Below are 21513 nucleotides of genomic sequence, written 5' to 3'. Positions count from 1 at the left end.
GAGCGCGCGTCCGTCCATGGCGCGCCGACTTCCCTTCTCCGCATCATACCCTCTGCAGGTGGCAGGCCGTCGTCGCGCTCTTGGAGAGCCGCGGAAGAACGGCTCGCTACTGGATCCCAAGCGAAGCGATCGCGCGACACATCACGAGGTCGGTGTAGGCGCGGCTGGCGCGGACATAGCGCGTGAATTGCGAATCCGACACCGGCACCAGTTCGCCGGGCGCGACCTCGAAGCACGGACATCGCTCCAGGAAGGTGGCATCGGCGCGACCGCCTCCGTGAGCGTACACGTGCCGGATCTGCCGCATCTCAAGCAATGCCTCCGCCGTCTCATCCGGCACATTTCCGTCGAGCCCGACCTTGGCGAAGATGTGTTCGAACACCTCGACGCCGTTGGCCCGCAGTTCCCGGTTCCAGTTGCGAAGCCGGACACGCGCCGCCGTTTCGAGGTCATCGGGCTCCACGTCCGTCTCCTCGCCAAGGAGCTCGGGCTGCACCCGCAGCAGCCAGGTCACGACGAGATCGTCGCGCCAGGTCTCCAGCGCCGCCCACAATGTTATGACCGCGTGTCCGCGCGTGAGCCGGTAGTCGCTGTCACGCTCGCGCTGGGCCAGTGGAAGCACCGAGCTGAGCGCGCTCAGGTAGGCTCGGTCGAAGCCGTCCTCGGCGATTCCTGCACTGGCCTCGGCGTCGTCGAGGAGGAAGGGCAGGACAGCCATCGTCTCGATGCCGCCGATCGTCACGAGAGTGAGATCAAGCGCCTCCTGGATGAACTCGCGGAGCAGCACGAATGGTTCGGCGAGCCACACCGGTACCAGATGTATCTCGTCGGGCATCAGAACAGCTCGTCGATCACGTCTGACGGGAAGTACGTCATAGGCGCGGGGGGCTCAGGGTCCTGCGCCTGTCCGGTCCACTCGGCACCGACGTAGCTGCACCAGAAGTTGAGGGGTTCGTACGCGTTGCCGCCACCCGGCATCGGCTGGACGATAGCGCGGCCCCACCACGTGCCGTCGTTGGCCTGGGCCACCTTGACGACCGCGATCTTGTAGGGGGCACCCGCACCTGACATCAGCTTGCTCGACCACTTCACGACCTCGTCGGACAGGCTGGCTTTCATTGCAGCGGCAGGTGCCGGTTTGGGCATATCCCAGTTCAGCGTGCGCAGCAGCTCGTCGGAGAGAGAGGGGAGTGTCGTGCGAGCGTCGCCGGTGCTTGCGCCGTGCGAGCCGTAGGTCGCGCTCCATTCGGCTTCCCACACGGGGCCCGACCACGCGACGAAGGAGCGCACGCCACCGTCCACCGTTTCGATGTCACCGAGGGCGGTGTTGCCCTGGACGAAGAGCTGGTAGACGTAGAATTGCGATTTCGTTCCGAGCTTGGCGCGGGCGGCATCCATGAGAGCGGTGCGCAGTGCGGTGCCGGTCTTGGGCGTGGTGATCTCGCCGGTGGCCGTGGCGGGTTCCGGCGTCGATGTTGCAGCCGCCCAGCCCGACGCGGTTATGCTGGCCGACTCTCTCGCCGGGGAGGGCTCCTCGGCAGGTGTCTTCTTGCAGGCGGGAAGCGCGGCGAGAACGAGCGCGGCTGCGAGAGCCCCTACGCAGAGACGCTGAAGCCTGGTCATGGTCGCCATCCTTCCCCCGATGGGCGCGGCAGATGGATCGATTGGGCTACGGTCCCGGTACAGGTGCCTGGCCGACCCAGATCGTGACTGTTGAGCCGCGCTTGGCGGTTGCTCCCGGTATGGGATCCGAGGTCAGCACGAGGCCATCGTCCGGGCTTATCTGATAGTTCACGAGGGCGTCGAAGCCCGCGTCCTTCAGCATCTTCTTGGCCTCGTGCTCGGTCTTGCCGATGATCTCAGGCACAGGAATCATATCGGTGCCCTTGGAGACGGTGATCGTGACGGTCTCTCCCGCGTCGATCGACACGCCGCCCTCGGGCGTCTGGCGGATGACCCTCCCCTTGGCGATCGTCTCGCTGTACTCCTCGTTTACCTTGACCTTGAAGCCCTCGGCTTCGAGCGCCGCCTTGGCATCCGAAGTCTTCATGCCGGTGACGGTCGGGACCTTCTTGAGCTCCGTGCCCTTGCTCACAAAGAGCAAGATGGTCATCCCTGCCGGATGCATCTCGCCTGCCGCCGGGGTCTGGTCGAACACCGTGTCGGCGGGCTCCTCGGTGTTGAATTCACGCTTGATGTTCTCGAGCACAAAGCCGGCGCTCTTGAGCTCCTTGATCGCGTTGCTCTCGGTCATGCCCGTGAGGTCGGGGATCTCGAAGAGCTCGCGACCCTTCGACACGACGACGTTGACCGAGGAGTCCTTCTCGACCTTCGTCTCGGGCTCCGGTGACTGCGAGATCACCGTCCCGGCCGGTTCCTCGCTGAACTTGGGTGTGACCTCGCCCAGAGTGAGCTCGACCGCAGTGAGCGCCTCGGCCGCTTGCTCCTCGGTCATGCCGGTCAGGTCCGGCACGACGATGCCGCTGGGGCCGCCGATCAGTCCCGCTACGTACGCCGCGATGAGACCGATGATCACAAGCGCGGCGACCGCAGCTGCCCACGGCCACCAGGGACGACGCCGAGGGACCGGACGCACGCGGGTCTCCCCGAGTCGCTCGGCGCGCTCAACGGCGGGCATCACCGAGGTCTCGTCGCCTGCGCGCACCGGGGCTTCGACCATGCGACCCGATGCGACACGCATGAGGTCGTGACGCATCTCCTCGGCCGAGGCGTACCGTTCCGACGGCGACTTTGCCATGGCGCGCAGGATGACGGCCTCCATGGACGGCGGGATGTTCGGGTTGATCTCGCGCGGCGGCGTTGGGTCCTCGTTGACCTGCTTGAGCGCTACGGCGACCGGCGAATCGGCCTCGAAGGGGACGCGACCGGTTGTGAGCTCGTAGAGCACGACGCCGAGCGAGTAGAGGTCGGACGCCGGGCCGAGCTTGCGGCCCTGGGCCTGCTCCGGGCTGACGTAGTGCGCCGTGCCAAGGACCGAGCCGGTCTGCGTCATGTTCGAATTGCCTGCCCGCGCGATGCCGAAGTCCATGACTTTGACCTGGCCATCGGGGGTGAGCACGATGTTGTGCGGCTTGATGTCGCGATGGATGATGTCGTACCCGTGAGCGACGGAGAGCGCCGCGCAAACCTGGGCGCCGTACTCGGCGGCCTTCACGGGGTCGACCTGTCCGCGGTCGGTCACCAGCGTCTTGAGATCGGTTCCACGCACGTACTCCATGACGATGTAGTACGTCTCGTTGTCGTTGCCCCAGTCGTAGATGTTGACGATGCTGGGGTTGGAGAGATTGGCCGCCGCCTGCGCTTCCTGGCGGAACCTCGCCACGAAGTTGGGGTCCGAGGCGTACCGCGCGTGGAGCACCTTGACGGCGACGGTCCTGCCAAGGACGTCGTCGACGGCTTTGTAGACGTCGGCCATGCCGCCGGAGCCGATCTTCTCGATCGCCCGGTACCTGCGGCCGAACACCATGTCATCCACGTGCGTCTCCCTTTGTGGGACCCAGAGGCCGAATCGCCACTACAGCCTGATACATTCTACCGAAAGCGCCGTGCCGATGCTCCCTGCATCGGGTCCTTTCTCAGCGCTTGAGCGCTGCCTCCAATACCTTGCGAGCCGCTGGAGCCGCTACCCTGCCGCCGACGCCCGCATTCTCGAGGATGATCGCAACCGCTACCTGCGGATCTTCGGCAGGGGCGAACGCGATGAAGAGCGCGTGCGTCTCGAGGCTCTTGCCTGCCTCGGCAGTTCCGGTCTTGCCCGCGACGGTCACTCCAGGAATCGCCGCACCGCCGCCGGAACCGCGTTTGACCACGTCGATCATCATGGCGCGCACGGTTGCGGCGGTCGATGGGTCCGTGGCGGTCATCCATGGCTGCGGTGAAGTGCTCGAGAGCGTGAGGCCGGCCTCATCGGCGATGTGGTCGATCAGGTACGGCCGCATGACCACGCCGTTGTTGGCGATTCCCGCGGCAATAAGTGCCATCTGCGTGATCGTCGCCTGGGGCCCGGGCGGGCTCGCGTGCTCGCCGACCGGCTGTCCGTCGCCCGCCCACGCCGTCTCCCACGTCGTCATCTCACCCGGATCGGGCATCAGCGAGGCTTTGCCGGGTATCTCGAGTGGAGGTACGGCACCAAAGCCGAACGCGCCCGACTGCGCAACGAGTTCACGCGCTCCGAGCTCGACCGCAAGCTGCGCGTATACGGTGTTGATCGAGCTGTTGGTGGCCCTCGAGAGAGTCACGGTGCCGTAGCTCGTGCCGCCGTAGTTGGTGACCGGGGCGTTCCCGATCTCCATCGGCGACTTGCCGGAGAACGTGCTCTCGGGCGTTGCGATGCCCGCGCCGAGCGCCCCGGTCAGCGTCACGATCTTGAAGGTCGAGCCCGGCGGGTACAGCGATTGTGTCGCGCGGTTCACCAGTGGTGCGCTCCCTGCCGAGGAGAGATCTTCCCACCGCGTGTCGACCTCGGCGGGAGAGTAGCCCGGGTTCGACGCCATAGCGAGCACCGCGCCCGTGCGCGGATCGATCGCCACACATGCGCCCCGCGTCTTCCCGAGAGCCTCCTCGGCCGCGCGCTGCACCACGCTGTCGATGGTGAGCACCACGTCGTTGCCGGGCACCGGAAGCCCCGCCGCCGCCTCGATCGCGTCCTGGAAGGTCGTGAACTCCCGCTTGCCCGTCAGAGCCTCGTTCATCGTGGCTTCGATGCCCGCCCGCCCGTACGTCAGGCTGTGATAGCCAAGGACGTGCGACGCGAGGTCACCTTCAGGGTAGACGCGCCTGTAGCGCGAGCCCTCCTTGGCCACGTCGGCAAGCACGACGCCGTCGGAAGTCGTGATCGTTCCGCGTGGTGAGCGCTGCTCCTCCGCCAGTCCCCGGGTGTTGGCCGGGTTGGCAGCGAGCGCGTCGGCGCTGATGACCTGCACCCAGGTGAGGTTGGCGACGAGCGCGACCATGAGCAGCGAGATGGCTGCGGCCGTGTGCGAGAGCCTGCGCGAAAGCGCGACGCGCCCGAGCACGCCGTGAGGATCGGCCGTCGTCAGCGCCGTCTCGCGACCGGTACCTGCGTCGCCGGCGCGGAGCAGCAGCGCGAGCAGGATGAAGTTCGACAGCACCGAGGAGCCGCCGTAGGAGACGAACGGCAGTGTGATTCCGGTGAGCGGGATGAGCCGGGTCACACCGCCGATGATGACGAAGGTCTGCAGAGCGAACACGCCCACGAGGCCGACGGCCACGAAAGCGGCCATGTCGGAGCGAGCTCTTGCCGCGGTGGCAAGTCCACGCATACAGAACACCAGGTAGGCGATGATGAGCGCGGCACCGCCGAGCAGACCGAGTTCCTCCCCGATGACGGCGAAGATGAAGTCGGTCTCGACGAAGGGGATACGCCCGGGGAATCCTCGGCCAATGCCGACCCCCGTCATACGTCCCGCCGCCAGAGCGAACAGCGACTGGACGAGTTGGTAGCCTTGGCCTGCAGCATCGGCGAAGGGGTCGAGCCAGATCGCGACGCGCGTCTGTACGTGGCCGAACGCGAAGTAGGCGCCCGTAGCGCCGATCGCGAACAGCACGATGCCGACCAACACGTAGGCCACGCGACCCGTGGCGACGTATACGATCACAAGGAACAGGCCGAAGAACAGCAGGCTCGAGCCAAGGTCCTTCTCAAATACCAGCACGACGAGCGAGATCGCCCACATCATCACGAGGGGTCCGAGCTGCCGCGCAGGCGGAAGCCACATGCCAAGGACGCGTCGGGTGGAGACCGACAGCACCTCGCGGTTCTCGGCGAGGTAGGCGGCAAGGAAGAGCACGATGAGCACCTTGGCGATCTCGGCGGGCTGGAAGGACAGGCTTCCGATGCGCAGCCAAAGCTTGGCGCCGTTGACCTCTCGGCCGACGAACGCGGGCAGAAGCAGAAGCACCAGGCCCGAAAGCATGACGGTGTACTTGTAACGCGCGATTCGCTCGAGCGAGGGAACCGCAACGAGTGTGGCCACCATTGCGGCAACGCCGCCGAACACCCAAACAACCTGGCTTGCTGCGAGCGTTGAGTCGAGACGGGTGACGACTGCCAGGCCGATGCCCGAGAGCACGGCAACGATCGGTAGGAGCACCGGATCGGAGGCGGGCGCCAGGCGGCGTATCGCGAGGTGGGCGGCGGCGAAAGCTGCGATCAGTCCGACGGGTACCGCGAAGTCGCGGGCGGTGAGAGTGGACTGCGCGTGTCCGTGCACGAGGGCGAACACCAGGACCACGGCCGGCGCGGCCGCGAGGAGGAGCAGGAGTTCTGTGTTGCGGCGGCTTCGCATCGAGTCCCCTAGAAGGACGGGGGTTCGGTGGCGACCTGCGCGCGGTACTCGTCGAGAAGCGCCATCCCTGCGGCGACCCCGTCGACCGGCACTCCCTGCAGAAGGCGGGCGGAGGTCACCGGACCCAGCGCGCGCGCGGTGATGGTCGTTTCCTCTTCGAGCCAGCGCAGCGATACTCCGGCGAAATCGCCGGAGACTCCGCGATAGAGCACGACGGAGCCGCTTTCGGAGATGACGTAGGCGCGGGATTGCGCGTAGCGCATGGCGCCGAACCCCGCGACGAGCACGAGCGCGATCGCGGCGAAGACCCACACGACACCCGAAACCCAGAGCGCGCCCCGCCGACGCCCCGCCGTCGGTTCGTAGTGCTCGCTGCGGATCTCCACGACGATGACCGAGATGTTGTCGGTGCCTCCGGCCGCATTGGCAGCGTCGATGAGCGAGCGTACGGCGACCTCGGGGTCGCGGTAGGAGTTCACGATCTCTGCGATCTGAGGGTCGGTGAGCATCGATGTCAAGCCGTCCGAGCACAGAATGAGCCGGTCACCGGGCGAGGCGTCCACCTCGAAGGTGTCGGCGTACATGTTCGGGTCTGAGCCGAGCGCACGGGTGATGACGCTGCGGTTGGGATGGGTGCGAGACTCCTCCTCGGTGAGTGTGCCGGCGCGGATCATGTCGGCCACCATGGAGTGGTCCTCCGTGATTCGTTCGAGCCGCTCGTTGTGCAGGACGTATGCCCGGCTGTCCCCGACGTGGGCCACAGCGATGCGTGTTCCCTCGACGAGAGCGGCGGTGAGAGTCGTGCCCATGCCTGAGCGCGCATCAGCGTCTCGCGCGGCCTCGAGCACGGCCTTGTTGGCGGTACGGGCCGCGCGCCCCAGCGCCTTCGCGTCCGCACGAAGCGGAGCGTGCTGGAGCAGCGTCTCGATGGCGAGCGTGCTCGCCACCTCGCCCGCCAGGTGTCCACCCAGACCATCGGCGACAGCATAGAGGGGCGGGCTTAGCAGCACCGCGTCTTCGTTGTGCGTGCGGACCCGGCCCACATCGGACAGGCCTGCGTAGTCGGAGCGTCCGGCCCGGGGGCTCACGTCTTCACCAGCTTGACGCGGACTGTGCCCAGGTCGATCTCGTCACCTGCGACGACCTCGATCGCCCCGCGGATCTCCTGGCCGTTGACGACCGTGCCGTTCGTCGACCCGAGGTCCTCGACGATGGCGGCAGCGTCTCCCGAGGGACTGACCCGGGCGTGCATCGACGACACGAAGTCGTCGGCGATCACGATGTCGGCACCCGGCGATCGGCCGATCACGACCGGCCCCGCCAAGGAGATCTTCGTGCCCCTGAGTTCCTTGGGCCCGGCGACCACCGCGAGCGCGAGCCCCCGGGGTGCGCGCGGTCCGCCTTCGGCGACAAGCCCGACCCCCGCCCGTACAGCCGCGAGCAGGAACAGATAGACCATCGCAAGAAGCAGGAACTTGCCCACGAGAAGGACGATGTCGACCATCGTTACCCTTTCGGCTCGTGGTACGTGAGCTCGGTGACGCCGACGACGATCGTGTCGCCGTCGCGGAGTCGAGCTTGGGGGGTGCGGATTCCGTTGAGAAGCGTGCCGTTCGTCGACCCGAGATCCTCGATTGCCCAGTCGGCACCCTCGCGCACGAAAGCGGCATGCTCGCGCGAGACGTTGGCGTCCTGAAGGCAGACTCCGCATGTCGCGAGCCTGCCGATGAGCACCCGGTCGCCCTTGAGAGCGACGTCGTGCTGCACGCCGGACACTGTGACTGTGGCGAGCGCGTGGACGGCCGGTGGTGAGGGCGAGCCGACGCCGACGGTCGCGACTGGCGAGGCTGCGATCGAGCTGTCGGCCTGATTCGCCGTCGCAGGCGGCGACGCCTCGGCCATCTCGGCGCTCACGCGGAAGCGCCCGAGCCTCAGGTTGTCGTGCACCGTGAAACGTACGGCCGGACGGGCGGCGAGGGTGTAGCCCGCTTCGTCGGCGTGGCCGATGAGGTAGGTTGCGAGTTCCCCGGCCAGCGTCGGAGCGAACGCGCCGAGTTGCTCCGTGTCTTGCGACGAGAGCGCCACCGTGAACGAGGTCGGGGCGTAGATCTTGCCCACGCCGACGACCCGGCGGTCGTCCATCGCCTTCGCGAGCGCCTTTGCGACCTCAACCGGCTGGACCGGTGAGCGGAAGGCGCCGGCGAACAGGCCTTCGACGGCTCCGCCGATGCGATCTTCGAAGTCGGACAGCAGACTCACGTGCGCCCCTTGGTTTCGGTTGCGACCCGCCTGCGGGTCACTCTTCCTCGCCGCGGACCGGAGGGCCGGCCGCGATGACGAGCACTATCAGTATAAGAGAGGCGGTCACGTGTGGGAGCAACGATTGCCCCGACCACGTTGCCGAGGTGTTGCCGAGCCGGGCGATTGCGTCAGCGAGCGCGTAGCCCCCGTACAGCGCAGCTGTGCCAAGGAACGCCCCGAGCACCGCGGCGGGGCGGGATGCCCGGCGGCAGGCGAGCGACATCGCGGCAGCGGCGAGGCCCCAGGCGACGATGGGGGCGAGCGCGGCGGAGGACGTGAGGAGTGCGCTTATGGTGGCGTCTGGAGCACGGAGGCCGATGGGGTCCGTGAGCCAGCGCGAGGCGACCAGGAGGTACGGGGCCTCGCCGCCGGATGCGGCCGACGCGAGCATCGTGAGCGTCGCGCCGAAGCCGCCGAGGAGAGCCGCCCGCAGCGGCGACAGTGCGAACCCGGCGAGCAGCGGGGCCGTCGGCGCTAGATGCGCGACGCCAAGCGGCGGCGCGACGAGGGCCGCGAGGACGCCGCTGTCGCGGCGACCGGCTGCGAGCCAGACGGCGGTCCCGATCGCGGCGAGGGCTGCTGCGAGCGGCCACGAGGCACCGGCGCCGATGCCGGCGCACAGCACGAGGAGTGCGAGGCCGGTGCCGAGGCCGGGCGCGAGGACTGCCGCGAGCGCGACCAGGCCGGCCACGGCAGCGGCAGCTGCCGTGCCGAAGCCGAGCGGCAGCGCGCCGGCCCACGCGAGCCAGGCTGACAGCAGGGCAGCGGTCGCCCGCGTGGCGGCGCCGCTGCGGGGCGCGAGGCGGTCCCACAGCCCGAGGGTGTCGAAGCCGCCGCCGGCAGAGTCATCGGACTCGGCGAAGTGCAGTGCTATCGCATCGGCAAGAGACTCGCGTCCAGCGCTCGCGTCGCCGAGGTGGTCGAGCAGGCGATTCGCGAATTCCGTCACGCCGGAGTAGCGGTCGGTGCGGTGGGTCTCCAGCGCGGCTGCGAGGATGTGATCGATCGCCGGGGGGATCGACGGTTCGAACTCCCCGGCGGCGGGAGGCTCGACGATCTCGGCTTTGAAGATCGCGCCCTCGATACTGTCGGCAACGAACGGGTTCGCGTTGGTGAGGATCTCGAAGGCCAAGGCGCCGAAGGCCCATACGTCGGTGCGTTCGTCGACCCGCTCGGTGCGGAGCTGTTCGAGCGGCATGTAGCCCAGCGTGCCTCCGACGGCGGGACCGTGGCCGCTCGCCGCCGAGAGCGTTGCCACGCCGAAGTCGGTGACCTTCACGCGCCCGTCGCGCGTGATGAGAACGTTCTCCGGCTTGATGTCGAGATGCAGCACCCCGTTGTCGTGTGCGAACTCGAGTGCCGAGGCGACCGCTTCGATCACCGCTGCGGCCTCGTCGTCGTCGAGCGGGCCCCGGTATGCGTCGAGCAGGTCGGCCAGGGATGCGCCGTCCACGTACTCCATGATGATGAACGCTTCATCATCGTCGGTGTCCCACTCGTAGACGGTGACGATGCTTGGATGGTTGAGTAGCGCGGCCGTTCTTGCCTCGGCGAGGCCGGCAGGCGTCACGGGGTGCCCGGAGCGGTCGTGTGGGAACGGCAGCCGCTTGATGGCGACACGTCGCTGCATGCGCGTGTCGTAGGCGAGTGTTACCTCGCCAAAGCCGCCGGTCGCAAGCTCGGTCAGCGGGCGGTACCTGTCGAGGATGAGCGGCTGGTCCAAGGAGTCTCCCGGTGCGCCGGTGCGATGCCTATTCTAGCGTGCGAGCCCGTCAGCGTGCCGAGCAGAATGTACGAGACCGGGAGGTACGTTCCGGCGTAGAATCCCCGCAGGGAGGCGATTGCCGTGAAGAAGAGCCGCATCGTACTGCTCGTTGCTCTGCTCGTGTGCTCGCTCGGCCTTGCTGGATGCGGCGCGTCCGCGTCAAGCCTGCGCGACAAAGGGGACGTGGCCGGCCTCGTCGAGATGGCCAAGGACCGGAACCTCGACTACACGAAGCGCTCCGATGCCGTGGCTGCGCTCGGGGAGCTCGGTACGCCCGAAGCCGTCGACGCACTCCTCGGCCTGCTCGAATCGCCCGACACGGCCTCGATGGCCGTCGGCCCTCTGGGTGTCGCCGGTGACGCCCGCGCCGTGGAGCCGCTTCTTGCCTACGTGGCCACGCTCGACCCCGCGACCGACACCTACGACACGCTGCGCAAGATGGAGCTGGCGGCTCTCGCCCGGGCGTTCGGCGGGCTCGAGGACCCGCGCGTCCTGTCGGCGTTGCTCGAACAGGTCGACGCGAAGCGGGCGGTCGTCTTCTCGGTCGAAGCCCTCGGCGAGGGTCTTGCCGGCCAAGGACAGGCCGCCGTGCCCGAGCTGCGCAAGCGGCTCGGAAGCAAGGACGCGGATGTGTTTGGACCGGCCTCGATCGGACTGGCAGAGATACTCGCCGATTCTCCGGACGAGCTCTCGAAGATGCTGGCGAGCAAGAAGACGTTTCGCATATATGTGGGCGTGGTTCGGGGCTGGGGCAGCGTGCCCGACGCCGACATCCTAGCCGCCCTCGAGGAGTTCGGCGACGTGAAGATGGCGAACGCGATTCTGGCAAGCGGAAGCGAAGAGGCCAAGGCGGCCGCGACGAAGTGGGGCACCGAGCACGGCTACGCGATCCATGAGGTGCAGCCGTGGGAGACCGCGCCGTAGCACCATCTTCGCACTTGCGACATCCACCCTCTTTGCGCACTGTGACCAGCAGTGCTACCATCACTACTCGCGCTACGCGGGTGTGGCGGAATGGCAGACGCGCATGGTTCAGGTCCATGTGGGGGCAACCCCGTGAAGGTTCAACTCCTTTCACCCGCACCAAAGCGACATCGAACGGCCCCGGCCTCCGGGGTCGTTCTGCGTCTACGGGGGCGTCTTCTCGAGCCGGACCTATCCGACCCGACCGCCCGCCGCCGACGAGTGAGGCCGCCCGAAGGGTACAATCACCACAGGTTCCTCGGCAGGTAGTTCCGCCGGGCACGCAGGTGCGATGATGGGACGTAACGCAGGAGGGCTACCGGGAGCGATCGCATGAGCGAGGGCTACGCGCCCGTCAAAGGGAAGTGCACTTGGTGGCGGGAGCGCCCGCTCGAGGACGACCTGTTCCAAAGGCGCATCAATGAGGATGAAAGGCGCTGGGCGTGCAGCTGCTTCGTCGAGGGCGACTACTGGACGTTCCCGCTCAAAGAGCTGCCGTCCGACTGCCCTCGGAATCGTCACTGCCGCTACTACATCCGGCACCTCTAGGGATCTGGGGTTCGCCTGCCGGGGTCACGGTCTTCGGCCAGGCCCCTCCATCCTACCTGCCTGAACGTGCCGGACGCGACCCACGCAAGTAAAGCCGGGCCACACGGGGTATCATCGGAACGTATGGCCCTGGGGGCGATGCTCTGACGATGAGCGGCGAGATCGCTCGACGCGGTGAACACAAAGGAGATGCATGGGGTTTTCTGACCTTGGACTTGACGGAGCTGTGCTCGAGGCTATTGCGGAGCTCGGCTTCGATGAGCCGACACCGATTCAGGAGCAGGCGATACCATATGTGCTTGAAGGACGAGACGTCCTAGCTTGCGCTCAGACCGGCACCGGGAAGACGGCGGCTTTCGTGCTTCCCCTGCTGCAGTCCATACCGCATCGCAAGCGACCCATAGCGTTGGTCGTCACACCGACCCGCGAGCTCGCCGTGCAGATCGAGAAGGTCGCGCGAGCCGTGGCGCACCACACGCACCACAGCGTGCTCGCCGTCTACGGGGGAGTGGGCTATAAGTCGCAGATCAAGGGGCTGCACGCGGGCGTGGATATGCTCGTGGCCACACCGGGACGGCTTCTCGATCTCCAGCAACGCGGGGATGTCGACCTGTCTCACGTGGAACTGCTGGTGCTTGATGAGGCGGACCGCATGCTCGACATGGGGTTCTGGCCGGATGTGCGCAAGATTCTGAGACTACTTATGCCCAAGCGGCAGAACATGCTCTTCTCGGCGACCCTCTCAAGCGCGGTCCTCCGCGTCATCGGTGACACGTTGCACGACCCGGTTCGCGTCGACGTCGCTCCGTCCTCCACCCCAGTGAGCGAGGTCGCGCAGTACGCGTATCCGGTGAGCTCGATGCAGAAGACCGAACTCATGGTCGCCCTGCTCAAGCAGACGACCGAATACCGGGCCATCGTGTTCACACGGACAAAGCGGCGGGCTGACCGGCTTGCGGCGGCGCTCAACTCCAGCGGTGTCGAGGCGGCGACCATTCACAGCGACCTCCCTCAGTCTACCCGCACGCAAACGCTCGAGGGCTTCCGGAATGGCAAGCACGCGCTTCTCATATCCACGGACGTAATGGCCCGAGGTATCGATGTCGATGGCATCACACACGTGATCAACTACGATGCGCCCGAGCGTCCGGATGACTACGTGCATCGCATCGGACGCACCGCCCGCGCGGGGGAGACGGGTATCGCGATCACACTCCTCTCATACGAGGAGATGACGGCCTGGCGTGAGATCGAGAGCGCCATCGACACCGTGGTTCCCACCCGCGACGTGGAGGGTTTCGAGTATCGCGATCGCGTGATTCCTGACGTGGACCGCGAAACGGCGTCGGCGGCTCCCCGGCGCGTATTCTCGGGCGGCGTCGGGAAGCGCGGGGGGCGCACGAGCACACGTCGCTTCTAGTCGGCTGCCGATTCGGTGGCCCACCTTGCGGGCGAGGCGCGAGAACCATGCCCGCAACCTTTGCTGCGAGGGTTATCCCGCGGACTGTTTCTGCCGATTCATGAAGTGGGACTCCTGCCAACGGCATCTCCACATGAGGGTCCCAGCGCCAACTTAGTTCGGGGCTTGCGGGCGCTAGACAAGATCAGCGAGCACCGACGTCGGCCCTGCCTGGCAGCCCCGCCTGGCGGGGCTGCCGCGTAGCGGGTCGCTACGCGCTGTCGTCGCGCGCAGCCCTCTCCGCAGCTTCACATACTTCGCGGATGGGGACGCCCTGTTCCCGCGCGATGCGGGCGCAATCCTCGTATTCGGCCCGGTAGCGCGGTGCGCCGGAGAAGTCGGCGACCTTGACGGCAACCGGTCCCCAGATCGTTTCGGCATGCACGATGGTTCGCGTTGCCGCATACCTCGCTGTTGGTGCGATGCGGACGCCCAGCGTGCCCGTGAGCTCCATGATCGAAGCAGCCGTTCGCGCTTCGTCACCCGCGCGAACGAGCACGCTGATCAGGGTCGCCGCGCGCCCCTTCTTCATGACGATCGGGGTCTGCCACACGTCGAGCGCACCGTCTTCGAGCAGCTGTTCGGCCGCGAATGCGGCATGCTCGGGCGAGAGGTGATCGATGTTGGACTCAAGGAGCACGACCGGTTCAGTTTCAGCCTCGCCATGCTCCGCCTCGCCAAAGAACAGGCGCGCGACGTTCGGTACGGACAGTTCGCGAGAGCCGGCCCCCCGGCCTATGCGCTCGACGCGCATGGCGGGCATCGGGCCGTAGGCGACGACATGCGCTCGCAAGAGAGCCGCGCCAGTGGGCGTCGTCATCTCGCCTTCGGCTGGTCCCCCGACTACCGGGATGCCCTGGAGCAGCTCGGCGGTGGCAGGGGCAGGCACGGGGAGTGTTCCGTGCTCGGTGTCGACGGTGCCCCAGCCGAGCGATACGGGCGAACAGTACAGCCCGGTGATGCCCAAAACGTGCAGCCCAAGGGCAACCCCGACGATGTCCGCGATCGAGTCGACGGCCCCTACCTCGTGAAAGTAGACCTCGTCGACCGGAACCCCATGTACCAGTGCTTCGGCCCGGGCCAGCAGGTCGAATGCGGCAAGTGCGCCCTCGATGACGGGCGCGTCCAAGGCCGAGGAGCTGATGAGCGCCCGTATGTCACACCAGTTCCGGGAGGGCTGGACATCGCCGGAGTCAACGCGTAGCGACAGACCCTCGAACCCGCCCCGCACCGCCCGCGCGGTCGCTACGCGCGCGCCGATACCCAGGGAATCGAGCGCGGCCGCGAGGGTCTCCTCGGCAAGGCCGGCATCGATGAGGGCGGCCAGGAACTTGTCGCCGGAGATACCGCTCGTGCAGTCGAGATACGCGATCACGGCTGCTCAGGGGTGGCATCGGCCGGAGAGTCCTCGGCCGGGGGCGTGTGGTTTATCCTGCTTGCCAGGGCCGCGCCCCCGAATCCGTTGTCGATGTTGACGACCCCGATTCCCGAGGCACATGAGTTGAGCATCGTGAGGAGAGGAGCGACTCCGCCGAAGCTCACACCGTAGCCGACAGATGTCGGAACCGCGATGACCGGGACCGACACAAGGCCCGCGACGAGCGAGGGCAAGGCGCCCTCCATACCGGCCACCGCGATGATTGCGCGGGCTGAGTGCAGGGTTTCCTGATGCGCGAGCAGGCGGTGAAGGCCTGCGACACCGACGTCGAACACGCGGGTCACCCGGTTGCCCATGACCTCCGCGCAGATGGCGGCCTCCTCCGCTACCGGAGAATCCGCGGTGCCGCCGGACGCAACAACGATGTGACCGGTGCGGGGCGGGTCGGTGCGGCGGTCGACCACAATGAGCCGCGACGCCTCGAAGTAGCGCGCGTCAGGCGCTATCTGGGCGAGCGCCTGGTACTGCGACGCACTGGCCCGCGTGGCCAACACGACATCTCCGTGGTCGAGCAGTTCGCGCGCGACGCTTCGGACCTGCCCGGGCGTCTTGCCCTGGCAGAAGATTACTTCCGGGAACCCACATCGCAGCGCTCTGTGATGGTCCACCTTGGCCACGTCGATGTCGGAGAACGGGAGAGTGCGCAGCTGTTCGAAGGCGCCGTCGGTGTCGACGGTTCCCGCTGCAACTGACTCAAGAAGGGAACGAAGGTCTTGGGGATCCATGAAGCGCCTCTCTCTTGGCGATGACACTCATACCCTGAGGTTCGACGGGCTTGTGGGGGCGTGGCACTATAGTGCCACACGTAGCCCACGTGTGAAGATGTGGAAACGACAGATGCGGAGCGCAGTGGCGCACCCCTCAGATACAGAGTTCGATCTGCAAGCCAAGCGCACGTACGCGCGCGTCCGTGTCGTCCTGTATGTGCTGGTAGTGGCGCTCGCCATTCTTGGCACGTACATCAAGAACGACATGCGCATGCCGATCGTCCTTGTCGCAGCCGGAGTCTTCACGGTTGTCACAGTGGCGTATTTCGCACTCAGGCGCCGCGAGGACGTCGAGTTGACGCAGCTTCTCACCTGGCTGGCACCGCTGGACCTTGTCGGACTGGGTGCGCTCACGATTGCTTTGCACGCATACGAGGACCCGGTCTACCCCGCGCTGATCTCCATTCCTGTGTTCTACAGCTACGTGGTGCGTCGGCGGGACGGGATGATCATTGCCGCCGCTGCAGCATTCACCTATCTCATCGCGCACAACATAGCCGAGATGCCGAATGATCTTCCGGCGCTCGGGTTCATCCTCGTCAAGACCGCTGCGATCGGATTCGTTGCCGCCATCGCTACGGCGATGGCCGGGCGCTATCGCGAGCGCGAAAGCGAGATCGAAGCTAGCCGGGAAGAGAAGGACGTGCTCAACACCCAGCTGCGCCGCCGCCTTGCGGAACTGCAAGCCGTGTCCCAGATGAACGAGATCATCCACTCAAGCCTCGATTTCGACCGGGTGGGGCCGCTCGTCCTCGACATAGTCACGAAGGTCATCGACGTACCGTCATGCTGCCTGTTCGTGATCGATCGCCAGAAGTCACGCACGCTGTTCAGCGCCAGTGTCGGCATGAGCGGCGATGGGGCCGTTGTGCCTCCGCGTTTCCGCGAACTGGCTGGGGGCATGCCGGTCACCGACGACCACTACACGTGTCTGTCGATACTCGATCACCATCAGATGATGGTTGTGTTCTGCGCCGAGTCGGGTGCCGTGGACGACCTGACCGAGGAGGACCGGCTCGTGCTGCAAGCAGTGGCGAGCGAGCTTGTTGTCGCGGTTGAGAACTCGCAGCTCTACAAGCTCACGAAGCGGCTTGCCATAACAGATGAGCTGACCGGCCTTAACAACTATCGCTACCTCCAGCAGCGTCTCGACGAGGAGATCGAGCGCGCGCGCCGCTACTCGAAGGACGTCTCCTTCGTCATGCTCGACGTCGATGAGTTCAAGCGCTTCAACGATACGCAGGGACACATCGCGGGCGATCTGGCCCTTGCGGAGCTCGGCACCGTGCTCAGGAACTCGGTGCGCGAGGTCGATGTGGTGGCGCGCTACGGCGGTGAGGAGTTCTCCGTTATCCTGCCGGAGACCGACGGCGCTGGAGTCTTCGTCGTGGCCGAGAAGATTCGCGAGGCCATTGCGAGCCACTTGTTCGCAGATTCGGACGGAGATCGGTCCTGCCACATCACCGTGTCCCTCGGACTTGCGACCTATCCGCACCATGCGCGCGACAAGGAGTCGCTGCTGCGGCTCGCTGACGATGCGCTCTACCACGCCAAGAACAGCGGGAAGAACCGGGTGCGCTCACCGCGCATCGGGCCCGGGACAGCCGTCGGCGGCGCGCGCGTCGGGGCACCGAATGAGGGAGAGGCCGCGACGTGATCTGCTATGCGTACCTTGGACCTGAAGGGACCCACTCCCATGATGCCCTGCTCTCGCTCGGAGAGGGCATCGACGGTCTACCATGCGCGACCATCGAAGAGGTCTTCACATCGGTTGAGCGCGGCAAGGCCGACATGGGGTTGGTGCCCATAGAGAATTCACTCGAGGGATCCGTGAACGCCACCCTCGATGCCCTGGCGTTCGAGACCGACCTTGAGATACAGGGCGAGGTCGTACGGGACATCCACCATGTCCTGTGCGCCGCCCCCGGGACCGCTCTCACGGATATCGAGTCGATCGTGAGTCATCCCCAGGCGGTCGGTCAGTGCCGCAGGTGGCTTGCCGAGAACCTTCCGGCCAGGCCGATACATGCGGCGACGTCCACCGCCGAAGCAGCGAAGACTATCATCGAGCAGCCTCGGACGGCTGCCATCACGAATCTTCTGGCCGTCCAGTTGTACGGTGCCGAGGTGCTTGTTGACGCGATCGAGGACTACGCGGGGAACCAGACGCGCTTTGTGACTGTCGGTCGGGGTATCCGGGAGCGCACGGGGGACGACAAGACATCGCTTGCGTTGTTCATGAAGGCCGACCGCCCGGGTACGCTGCACATGATCCTGTCCGAGTTTGCATTCGGACAGATCAACCTGACGAAGATCCAGTCGCGTCCGACGCGCAAGGCCCTTGGCGAATACATGTTCTTCATCGATCTCGCCGGTCATATGGACGATGAGAATGTGCGGCTGGCGCTGGATTGCCTGCGGCTCAAGCTGCGCACGGTGAAGGTCCTTGGCAGCTATCCGCGTGTGAGGTAGCCGCTACTCGTTTGTGCCGTCTTCGGCATAGAGGAACCCGGCGTCCAGGAGTCCGGGATCCTTCTTGAGCTTCTCGACGGTGGCCGATACCTCAGCCTCGCCGACGGTGATCACGTACGTGCCGTCGCCCATGTCGAGTACGGACGTGCCCGACAGACCGTTGCGCGCGAGGACTTCGCTGACGTTGGCCCCGGGCTTCAACCACAGCGCAACTCCGCCAGGGACGGTCTCGAGACTGGGAACCGACGTTATGATTCCGCCACCGGAACCTTCGTCGGGAGCGACGTCCTGCTTGCCGCAGGAGCGCCAGAGCAGCAGGATCACCACGATCACCACGATGACCATGAGAACCGTGCCGAGCGCGGCGTAGGAGCGCCGGTCCTCGCTAGTCGCGGAATCCGTGCGTTGTGGATCGTGAGCGGCGGTCATCGTGCCTCCCGTCGGGGCGTGAGCTCTCTCCGCGACGAGTATAAGGCATCGGTGCACCGCGGCACCCGCACCCTGGAGAAGAGTCCGTGAACGCAATAACGGCATAAGCGTGACAGATGGCTGCGATACGGTTATCTTATGGCGTACTATGCCGGACGAAAGGGGAGTGCGCATGGCTGACGTGGAGACCGTCGACTACTCGGAGATGTGGGAACAGCTCGGAATCAACATACGAGCACACTGCGCACTGCTGGAGGCTATCCCGAAGCTCTACGCAGACGCCTATCTCTCGCAGGAGAACCGTCCCGAAGGCATGAAGTACTTCGACTTCGTGCTTTCTGAGATCCACGGGTTGCGTATCAAGGAGCTGCTCGACCACAAGGAGGCGGGCGGCACCATCGTTGGGACCTTCTGCCTCTACGTTCCCGAGGAGATCATCCGTGCACTTGGCGGCCAGTCCATCGGTCTGTGCGCAGGGGCCGAATGGGCTTACGACGAGGTCGAGCGCATTCTGCCCCGCAACACGTGCTCGCTCATCAAGTCCTTCATGGGCTTCAAGATCGGCCGGGTCTGCCCCTACATTGAGTCGGCCGACCTCGTCATCGGCGAGACTACCTGCGACGGCAAGAAGAAGGCCTACGAGCTCCTCGGTGAGATGGCGCCGGTCCACGTCATGGAGCTTCCGCAGATGAAGCGCCCCGAGGACAAGACGCTGTGGCGCGCCGAGATCGACCGCCTGGTGGTGCGTCTCGAGGAGCTGACCGGCAATAAGCTGATCGAGGAGAACTTGAGCCGAGCCATCAAGGAGGTCAACGACAAGCGCCGCGCCCTGCAGCGCCTCAACGCCGCTCGCGCGGCCTCGGGCGTGCCCATCTCCGGCAAGGACGCTCTGCTCGCCGTCCAGGTCGCCTTCTACGACGACGTTCCGCGCTTCACGCAGATGGTCAATGCCATCGCTGACGAGCTCGAGCAGCGCATCGCCGACGGCGTGGCCGTGTCGAACGGCTCCAAGCGCGTGCTCGTGACCGGCTCGCCCATGGCGATCCCGAACTGGAAAGTCCACGACGTCATCGAGAAGGCCGGCGGCATCGTGGTGGCCGAGGAGCTCTGCACCGGCAGCCGCTACTACGAGAAGCTCGTCGCCGAAGGCTCCGCCGACGTCGACTCCATGCTCGATGACATCGCCGAGAAGTACCTCGACATCAACTGCGCGTGCTTCACGCCCAACTCCGGACGTATCGAAGACGTGCTCCGCCTTGCCAAGGAGTACAAGGCTGACGGCATCCTTCACTATGCGCTGCAGTTCTGCGGCCCGTATCAGATCGAGGCGACGTCGGTCGAGAAGGCAGCCAAGGATGCAGGTATCCCGGTGCTGAAGATCGACACCGACTACTCGATGGAGGACATCGGGCAACTATCGACGCGCGTCGAAGCGTTTCTCGAGATGCTCTGAAGGCTCAGGGGAGGGGCCGGACCCGGACATGCGGATTCTCGGACTCGACATCGGTTCACGCAGCGTCGACGCGGTGTGGGTTGAGGACGGCGCGGTTGTCGCGTACGAGATCGCGGACTCCGGGTTCGAGCCCGCCGCTGTCTATGCGGAGTTTCTGTCGCGTGGCGAGCACGACGTGGTCGTCGCGACCGGCTATGGCCGACACGCCGCACGGCAGAATCTTGGCTGCGATGCCGTTACGGAGATCAAGGCGTACGCCATGGGGGCATCGAGGCTGTTCCCGGAGGCAGGGGCGGTGCTCGACATAGGCGGTCAGGACACGAAGGTCATCATTCTGAGCCCTCAGGGCCATGTTGCCGATTTCACGATGAACGACAAGTGCGCCGCAGGGACCGGCAGGTTTCTCGAGGTCATGGCGCATGCGCTTGGGTACACCCTAGAGGAAATGGCCACCGCGGCGCTCGACGCCGCGACCGGCGTGGCCATCTCCTCGATGTGCACGGTGTTCGCGGAAAGCGAAGTCACATGTCTCGTTCACCGTGGTGTCGACCGGGGCCGTATTGCGAGAGGCCTGCACGAATCCATCGCGACGCGGACTCTCGGCTCGCTCAAGCGCCTCGACGCGAGCGGCCCGCTCGTGTTCGCGGGCGGTGTGGCGAAGAACCCCGCGATGGTCCGGCTGATCTCCGACGGGTTCGGCGACGATGTCGTCGTTCCGGTGGAGGCGCAGACCGTTGGGGCGTACGGGGCTGCGCTCTCGCACATCGGGTCGTCCTAGCGCGGGGCACCCGGCTGAGCTATCGGAAGCGCTCTACTCCGAGAGGGCGTCCTCGGCGGATTCCTCGGCAGCCAGCTGCTTCAGCGCTCGTTCGTAGGCGTTGTAGGTCGTCTCGTCGAAGAGCACCATCTTGGCAACCTGCACGCTGTGGGTCTGGCGCAGCGCTGACGCGATCGCATGCAGCGCGACGGGGGCCGCTTCCTTCACGGGATAGCCGAAGATCCCCGTCGAGATGCTCGGAAACGCGATTGTCGTCGCCTCGGCCTCATCGGCGCATCGAATCGCGGAGCGGTAGGCGCTTGCGAGCGCTTCCGGCTCGCCTCGCCCGCCGCCGTGCCACACGGGACCGAGCGCGTGCACGACGTGCTTCGCCCACCAGAGGGCTCCGGCACCGGTGATCGCGGCCTGGCCGGTTTGGAGCGGGCCACAGGCGGAGACGACCGCAAGACACTCCTCGGCAAGCTCCGGTCCGGCGGCGCTGTGTATCGCGCCGCTCACGCCACCGCCCGGCGCCATATGCGAGTTCGCGGCGTTGACGATAGCGTCCGCCTCCACGCGCGTGATGTCCCCGCGCCGGATGCTGACGGACCGGTCGGACGTCACGTTGTAGCGAACGGTGACCACCCCCCAGTTGACGATACGGTTTCATCGTACCCAGAAGGACGGCTCCGAGAGTACGTTCGGAACAGATCCGCTGTGCGAGAGTTGTGCCCGCCGTGAACGAAAGCCGCTCGATGCGGTGCACGAATGGTTGGCGCCCGAGTTGGCAGACCGCGGTATCATCCGCTTCCGACACCGGCAACTCGTGAT

The 21513-nt window shown here is 66.1% G+C and carries 19 protein-coding genes and 1 tRNA gene; 8 read left to right on the top strand and 12 right to left on the bottom strand.

The features are described from left to right. Positions 1–106: 106 nt before the first annotated feature. The 8 genes from Q8K99_05945 to Q8K99_05910 all read right to left on the bottom strand — a co-directional run bounded on the left by Q8K99_05945 (position 107) and on the right by Q8K99_05910 (position 10353). Positions 107–835 (bottom strand): hypothetical protein, encoded by a 729-nt coding sequence (locus tag Q8K99_05945; protein ID MDP2182093.1) that lies wholly within the window; start codon positions 833–835, stop codon positions 107–109. Beyond that, positions 835–1623 carry a hypothetical protein gene (locus Q8K99_05940; protein MDP2182092.1) on the bottom strand — a complete coding sequence of 263 codons (789 nt, stop codon included), beginning with the start codon at positions 1621–1623 and terminating at the stop codon, positions 835–837. Before Q8K99_05940 ends, Q8K99_05945 begins: the two co-directional genes overlap by 1 nt. A 46-nt stretch (positions 1624–1669) precedes the next feature. After that, positions 1670–3487 carry a Stk1 family PASTA domain-containing Ser/Thr kinase gene (gene pknB / locus Q8K99_05935; GenBank protein ID MDP2182091.1) on the bottom strand — a complete coding sequence of 606 codons (1818 nt, stop codon included), beginning with the start codon at positions 3485–3487 and terminating at the stop codon, positions 1670–1672. A gap of 109 nt (positions 3488–3596) precedes the next feature. Beyond that, positions 3597–6329, bottom strand: coding sequence for an FtsW/RodA/SpoVE family cell cycle protein (locus Q8K99_05930; protein MDP2182090.1), 2733 nt, complete (start codon positions 6327–6329; stop codon positions 3597–3599). An 8-nt stretch (positions 6330–6337) separates the two neighbouring features. Then, positions 6338–7417 carry a Stp1/IreP family PP2C-type Ser/Thr phosphatase gene (locus tag Q8K99_05925; GenBank protein MDP2182089.1) on the bottom strand — a complete coding sequence of 360 codons (1080 nt, stop codon included), beginning with the start codon at positions 7415–7417 and terminating at the stop codon, positions 6338–6340. Beyond that, positions 7414–7833, bottom strand: coding sequence for an FHA domain-containing protein (locus tag Q8K99_05920; protein ID MDP2182088.1), 420 nt, complete (start codon positions 7831–7833; stop codon positions 7414–7416). The genes Q8K99_05925 and Q8K99_05920 overlap by 4 nt, the downstream gene beginning before the upstream one ends. Before the next feature lie 2 nt (positions 7834–7835). Continuing rightward, positions 7836–8588, bottom strand: coding sequence for a DUF3662 and FHA domain-containing protein (locus tag Q8K99_05915; GenBank protein ID MDP2182087.1), 753 nt, complete (start codon positions 8586–8588; stop codon positions 7836–7838). 37 nt (positions 8589–8625) lie between these two features. Further along, positions 8626–10353 (bottom strand): serine/threonine-protein kinase, encoded by a 1728-nt coding sequence (locus Q8K99_05910; GenBank protein ID MDP2182086.1) that lies wholly within the window; start codon positions 10351–10353, stop codon positions 8626–8628. Between the two features lie 123 nt (positions 10354–10476). Here Q8K99_05910 and Q8K99_05905 point away from each other — a divergent pair, with 123 nt between their 5' ends. The 4 genes from Q8K99_05905 (at position 10477) to Q8K99_05890 (ending at position 13327) form a co-directional block, all read left to right on the top strand. Continuing rightward, on the top strand, positions 10477–11319 hold the full coding sequence (locus Q8K99_05905; protein ID MDP2182085.1) for a hypothetical protein: 843 nt from the start codon (positions 10477–10479) through the stop codon (positions 11317–11319). A gap of 76 nt (positions 11320–11395) precedes the next feature. Continuing rightward, positions 11396–11481 (top strand) — tRNA-Leu (locus Q8K99_05900). Between the two features lie 210 nt (positions 11482–11691). Continuing rightward, positions 11692–11907 carry a hypothetical protein gene (locus Q8K99_05895; protein ID MDP2182084.1) on the top strand — a complete coding sequence of 72 codons (216 nt, stop codon included), beginning with the start codon at positions 11692–11694 and terminating at the stop codon, positions 11905–11907. A gap of 193 nt (positions 11908–12100) precedes the next feature. Next, positions 12101–13327: a DEAD/DEAH box helicase gene (locus Q8K99_05890; GenBank protein MDP2182083.1), complete on the top strand. Its 1227-nt coding sequence runs from the start codon at positions 12101–12103 to the stop codon at positions 13325–13327. A gap of 250 nt (positions 13328–13577) precedes the next feature. On the opposite strand, the gene larC is transcribed toward Q8K99_05890, so the two are convergent. After that, complete coding sequence (gene larC, locus Q8K99_05885) at positions 13578–14741, bottom strand: nickel pincer cofactor biosynthesis protein LarC (protein MDP2182082.1); 1164 nt, start codon at positions 14739–14741, stop codon at positions 13578–13580. Beyond that, complete coding sequence (gene larB / locus Q8K99_05880) at positions 14738–15529, bottom strand: nickel pincer cofactor biosynthesis protein LarB (protein ID MDP2182081.1); 792 nt, start codon at positions 15527–15529, stop codon at positions 14738–14740. Before larB ends, larC begins: the two co-directional genes overlap by 4 nt. A 112-nt stretch (positions 15530–15641) precedes the next feature. Between larB and Q8K99_05875 the strand changes: the two genes are divergently transcribed. Both Q8K99_05875 and pheA read left to right on the top strand, forming a co-directional pair. Beyond that, positions 15642–17228, top strand: a complete 1587-nt coding sequence (locus tag Q8K99_05875; protein MDP2182080.1) for a GGDEF domain-containing protein — start codon at positions 15642–15644, stop codon at positions 17226–17228. After that, positions 17225–18043 (top strand): prephenate dehydratase, encoded by an 819-nt coding sequence (pheA, locus tag Q8K99_05870; GenBank protein ID MDP2182079.1) that lies wholly within the window; start codon positions 17225–17227, stop codon positions 18041–18043. The genes Q8K99_05875 and pheA overlap by 4 nt, the downstream gene beginning before the upstream one ends. A gap of 3 nt (positions 18044–18046) precedes the next feature. Here pheA and Q8K99_05865 read toward each other — a convergent pair whose 3' ends face one another. Further along, the gene (locus tag Q8K99_05865) at positions 18047–18472 is read right to left on the bottom strand and encodes a hypothetical protein (protein MDP2182078.1); all 426 of its coding nucleotides are present in this window, start codon (positions 18470–18472) and stop codon (positions 18047–18049) included. 172 nt (positions 18473–18644) lie between these two features. On the opposite strand from Q8K99_05865, the gene Q8K99_05860 reads away from it, so the two are divergent. Both Q8K99_05860 and Q8K99_05855 read left to right on the top strand, forming a co-directional pair. Beyond that, entirely contained in the window at positions 18645–19925 is a 1281-nt protein-coding gene (locus tag Q8K99_05860) for a double-cubane-cluster-containing anaerobic reductase (GenBank protein ID MDP2182077.1), read from the top strand. A gap of 28 nt (positions 19926–19953) precedes the next feature. Beyond that, positions 19954–20703, top strand: a complete 750-nt coding sequence (locus Q8K99_05855; GenBank protein MDP2182076.1) for an acyl-CoA dehydratase activase — start codon at positions 19954–19956, stop codon at positions 20701–20703. A 33-nt stretch (positions 20704–20736) separates the two neighbouring features. Here Q8K99_05855 and Q8K99_05850 read toward each other — a convergent pair whose 3' ends face one another. Further along, a complete protein-coding gene (locus Q8K99_05850) occupies positions 20737–21327 on the bottom strand; it encodes a macro domain-containing protein (GenBank protein ID MDP2182075.1) in 591 nt (196 codons plus the stop codon). Positions 21328–21513 lie beyond the last annotated feature (186 nt).

Source organism: Actinomycetota bacterium (genome assembly GCA_030682655.1).
Taxonomy (GTDB): Bacteria; Actinomycetota; Coriobacteriia; order Anaerosomatales; family JAUXNU01; genus JAUXNU01.
Note: the sequence above shows the minus strand (reverse complement) of the source record. Positions and strands in the feature narration are given on the sequence as shown.